6 protein-coding genes are annotated in these 4812 nt (G+C 62.9%); 2 read left to right on the forward strand and 4 right to left on the reverse strand.

Features of this window, described 5'->3' with window-relative positions; all coding sequences use genetic code 11:
- On the forward strand, positions 1-267 hold a 267-nt coding region (locus EOA22_RS24505; RefSeq protein WP_164755787.1), incomplete at its 5' end, for a L,D-transpeptidase.
- Positions 264-857, forward strand: a complete 594-nt coding sequence (locus EOA22_RS24510) for a hypothetical protein (RefSeq protein ID WP_013530275.1) — start codon at positions 264-266, stop codon at positions 855-857. The genes EOA22_RS24505 and EOA22_RS24510, both read left to right, overlap by 4 nt.
- Positions 858-901: 44 nt before the next feature.
- Here EOA22_RS24510 and EOA22_RS24515 read toward each other — a convergent pair whose 3' ends face one another.
- From EOA22_RS24515 to EOA22_RS24530, 4 genes are all read right to left on the reverse strand, one after another.
- Complete coding sequence (locus EOA22_RS24515) at positions 902-1435, reverse strand: hypothetical protein (protein ID WP_063170086.1); 534 nt, start codon at positions 1433-1435, stop codon at positions 902-904.
- Between the two features lie 60 nt (positions 1436-1495).
- On the reverse strand, positions 1496-2410 hold the full coding sequence (locus EOA22_RS24520; RefSeq protein ID WP_013530273.1) for a sugar ABC transporter permease: 915 nt from the start codon (positions 2408-2410) through the stop codon (positions 1496-1498).
- Between the two features lie 111 nt (positions 2411-2521).
- Entirely contained in the window at positions 2522-3817 is a 1296-nt protein-coding gene (locus tag EOA22_RS24525) for a sugar ABC transporter substrate-binding protein (RefSeq protein ID WP_082826651.1), read from the reverse strand.
- 95 nt (positions 3818-3912) lie between these two features.
- Positions 3913-4743: a carbohydrate ABC transporter permease gene (locus EOA22_RS24530; RefSeq protein WP_013530271.1), complete on the reverse strand. Its 831-nt coding sequence runs from the start codon at positions 4741-4743 to the stop codon at positions 3913-3915.
- Between the last annotated feature and the right edge of the window lie 69 nt (positions 4744-4812).

The raw sequence follows: 4812 nt of genomic DNA on the forward strand, positions 1-4812 counted from the left end.
GGGCGGGGTGGCGCCCCGCCGAAGGAAATGCGGCCCCGCCAGCCGGAGCTGCCGAAAATGGTGCCCGCCGGCCCCTACAATCCGCTCGGCGCAAGGGCGCTCTACCTGTCTCGGGACGGGCGCGACACGCTCTACCGCATACACGGCACCAACGACCCGTCGGGTGTCGGCTTCGACGGGACATCGGGCTGTTTTCGCCTCACCAACACGGATGTGATCGATCTTTTCAAACGCGTCGCGGTCGGCGCAAAGGTGGTGGTCCAATGACGATGATCAGCGAACCGGACATGCCGGCGATCGATATCGGAAACCAGGAACAGCGCGAACCGGCTGCCGCCGGGAAACCCAGCAAGGCAAAGACGATCGCCGTCATCGTCGCCGGCGGCGCGCTTCTGATCACCGCAGTCAACATGGCGGCCGCGGTCTATCTCTATCGGGGCATGAGCGACCTGCGTTTCGTCGAGGCGCGGCTGGAGCAGCTCGGCGCATTCGAGCAGCGGATCGCAGCCCGGCTCGACACGGTCAACAACGGTTTTCAGAGCCGGTTCGAGAAACTGGACAGCCAGTTGCAAGGCAGCTTCAACGAGATCGATGCCAGCATTGCCCGGCTTGGGCAGACTATGCCGGTCGCCGGCGGCGAGGCCATGCCGGGCGTGGAAGAACCGTCCGAAATCGCCACCAGCACGCTGGCGCAAGCGCCCGAAGCCCTCGGCGGCGAGAGCGCGAGCGAACCCGGCGTCATCGAAGCGCCCGCACCCAGGAGGAGAATCGCATCGGCGTCGCCCCCTGCTCCCAGCTCCAATTACCAGCGCATCCAGCAGCCCGACGGCAAGGTCTATTACCGCCGGATCAACTAGACCCAGCAGAGCCCGGATCGTGCAAGGTGTAAGTGGCGAACGATCTAGAGATCGCGCTGCAGCGCCAGGATGCGGATGGCCCGGACGGACCGCTCCCGCGCCTCGGTGAGGAAGGCGATGTGGCAGTAGGCACAGGCCACGAAGCCCAAAAGCAGCACCAAGCTGTTCTTGAAGGTGAAATCGACGGCCAGCGAATAGGGAAGACCCTTGGGCGACGTGAATTCGGCAATCGTGCTTGCCGTTTCCGAATGGCTGCCGACCGCGATCATCAGCCCGGCGAAAATCAGGGCGATATGGTTGGCGAGGAAGAAGAAAGCCGACCGCTTGGCGTGGCACGCCATCCAGCAGACGATCGATGCGGCGGCAAGGATAGCGGCTTCGAAAGCCATGGAACCGCCCAGCCAGACATCCACCTGCTGCCAAAGCACCGTCGACAAGGGGCGCAGTTCAAGCCATAGCCACCATGCGGTGGGGCTGGCTGGATAGATGCCCAGCAACAAGGTCGCCATGCGCTCCCCTGCCAGGACCGCCAGAATGAGAAACGGAAAGGCGAAAAGCAGGAGCGGCTTGCGTTTCATGTTCCCTCGACAATCTGCAGGCCAGGATAGGCCGCATAGATTGCGCAAGGCTTAACAACCCTACTTCCGGCCCTCTCCCGATTGCGAGCGTTCGAGGACGGCGAAGAAGATCACGGTGAGCAGAAGCACGATCAGCAGCAGCACGAACGCGGCTGCCGCGCCTTCGTTGAGCGAAAGGCCGAGAAAGGCACGGCGATAGGCAAAGAAGCTCAGCACTTCGGTCGCGTTGCCCGGCCCGCCCTTGGTCAGGACATAGGGCAGATCGTAGGTCCGGAATTCGTTGATCAGCTGGATGATGATGGTGATCGCCGCGACCGGCCGAAGCATCGGCAGCGTGATGTAGAGGAATTGCTGCCAGCCGCGCGCGCCGTCCACTTCAGCAGCCTCATAGGGATCGCGCGGCAAAGCGGCGAGCCCCGCGGCGAGGATCAGCACGACGAAGGACATTTGCTGCCAGATGTCGATCGCCGCCATCGTCCAGAGTGCCATGCCTGGCGTGCCTAGCCAGTCGAGGCGCGGCAGGCCTGATATCTCCATGAGATGATTGGCGATGCCGAGATTGGGCTGGAGCAGCATGCGCCAGATCAGGGCGACGCTGATCGGCGACATCGCCATGGGAATGGTCAGAACCGCGAAATAGACCGGCTTCATCCGGACCGTCCGGTTGAGCATCAGGGCAATGCCGAGCCCGATCACGAATTCGCCGACCACGGTCACCGCCGAATAGCGCACGGTGAGCCAGAGCGCGTTCCAGAACAGCTCATCGCCGATCATCGAAGCGAAATTCTTGAACCCGACAAGCGGCAGGAGCTGCGGCTTGATCAAGGTCATCGAGGAGATCGAGAGGATGCAGGCATAGGCCAGGGGAAAGCCCATCACGATCGCCAGCAGCAGCAGGCCGGGCAAGGCAAAGGCCCAGCCGGTCCGCCACTCGCGGCCACGGGCAGCCCATCCTTTTTTGATCGCATTGTGCATCGTGGCCGAGCCTTGGTCGGGGTGGCGTTGCTGATCTCGTCAAGATCCGGGGTCTGGAAAATCCGGCGCGGCTGACATCGCCGCGCCGGGTCTCCTTGCCGAGCCGGACCGCTATTTGTCGAGGAGCCCCTGCAGGCCGTCGGAAGCTGCCTTCAGCGCCGCGTCCGATGTCGCCTGGCCGCCAGCCGCCAGCGAAAGCTGGGTACCGAGCAGATCCTCGTATTGCGCCGAATAGGTGAAGATCGGGAACGACTTGCCGGTCGCCACCACATCCTGGGCGGTCTTGTAGAAGGGATATTTCGCCAGCACCGCCGCATCGGCATAGACATCGCTGCGCACGGGCGCGTGGCCCTCGAGCGCGCGCTTCACCGAAACATCCTTGCTCTGCACCCACTGGATGAAGGTCCAGGCGGCTTCCTGCTCTTCCGGCGACGTGTTCTTGGGAATGCCCCAGCCCCAACCGCCGCTCTCGCCATGGCCGCCCGGCATCACCGACAGGCCGACCTTGCCGGCGACCGTCGGACACTTCACGGCATCGTCCATCTGCGGCAGCATCCACCAATAGGTGACCATGCTGAAGGCGGAACCGCTGCACATCAGACGCATGGTGTCGTCGAGCGTGGCCGACACGGCACCCTGCTGGGCGCCGTGCTGGAGATTGTCGACATAGAGATCGAGCGCCTTCTTGGCCTCTGCCGTGTCGAGGCTCGCCTTGCCGTCGGCATTGAGATAGCTGCCGCCGGCGGAGAACAGGTAGTTGGAGAATTCCATGCTGTTGGGATCGCCGCGCTGGCCCTGCATCGCGGCCCCGGCGACACCGGCATTGGCCTTCATGAATTTGGAAATCGCCACATAATCTTCGAGCGTCGTCGGCAAAGCGAGCTCCTTGCCGGTTGCCGTCTTGTAGGCGGCCTTGAGCTTCTCGTCGCCGATCAGGTCCTTCCGGTAGAGGAGGCCCATCGAGTAGTTGTACATGGGCACCAGGAACAGCTGGTCCTCGGTTCGGCCGAGCAGGTCAAGCGTCGAGGGAATGAAGGGGCTCAGATCGTATTTGGATTTCTCGACGAAGGGTTTCAGGTCGGCCAGCCAGCCGGCCGCCGGAAATTCGCCGGCCCACAGGAAGTCGACCTCGAGCACATTGTAGTAGCTCTGCGGCGCGGTCAGCTGCGACACCAGCTTGTCGTGCATGTCAGGATAGCCGATCTTCTCAAACTCGACCTTGATGCCGGTCTGCTTCTCGAATTCGGGCAACAGCGCTTCAATGATCTTGGTTTCCGGCACGTCCTCCATCAAGGCGTGCAAGGTGATGGGCTCAGCCGCCCTGGCCGGAAGCGATGCGCTGACAACAGCTGCCCCGCTCACGGCCGTCATCAGCATTTTGATCAAGGTCTGCTTGTTCCAAGTCATAACTCTCTACTCCTCTTTCCCTCTGGACGCGGCGGTGATCCCGCCACGATTTCATAACCGGCTAGCGAGCCATGTCGGCTCTCGGAGCGGCCGGCCTATTTCACGCTGCCGAACGTCAAGCCCTGGACGATGAAACGCTGGATGAAGCGGGAAGCCACGACCAGCGGCAGGATGGCAAGGACGACGCCGGCAGAAACCTTGGCGATCTGGACGCCGTTCGAGGTCTGCAACGCCGCAAGCGCAACCGGTATGGTTGCCGTCTTCGGCCCGCTCAAAACCAGGGCAAACAAAAACTCATTCCAAGCCAGGATGAAGCCGAGCACGCCGGCGGCCGCGATACCGGGCATCGACACCGGCAGGACAATACGCCAGAAGGCGCCCCAGGCGGTCGCGCCGTCGGTCATCGCCGCCCATTCCAGATCGACTGGAATGCCCTCGAAGAAGCCCATCAGGATCCAGGTCAGGAAAGGCAGGTTGAGCGCGGCATAGACGATGATCAGCCCCGTCAGCGAATTGCTGAGCTCCAGGCTTCGGAACAGCGTGAAGGTCGGCAGCACCAGCGCCACGGGCGGCAACATCTGCGTCGCCAGAACGGCAAAACGCGCCCAACGACCGCCCGTGCGGAAGCGGGCGAAGGCATAGCCGGTGGTGGCGGCAAAAGGCAATGCGAGCAGAACCGAGCCGAGCGCGACGATCAGGCTGTTGAGGTACGACTGACCGAAGCGGCTCGACAGCAGCGCCGAATAATTGTCCGTCGTAAAGGCCGGCATCAGCTCGTTGCTGTAGGACAACTGCTCGGGGACGAAGCTTGTCCGCAGCACCCAGAGCGGCGGCAGCAGCACGATGGCGCAGACGACAATCAGCCCGAAATGCAAGCCGAAGCGGCGACGAAAGGCCGGCCGTTCGTTTCTGTCCATGCTGGTCATCGCGTGGCCCCCATGAGGCTCGGCCGCGCGATGACCAGTTCGGTTTCGGGATCAAAGAGGTGCATCGGC

This window comes from Mesorhizobium sp. M7A.F.Ca.US.014.04.1.1 (assembly GCF_003998745.1).
In the GTDB taxonomy this organism is placed as follows: Bacteria; Pseudomonadota; Alphaproteobacteria; order Rhizobiales; family Rhizobiaceae; genus Mesorhizobium; species Mesorhizobium ciceri.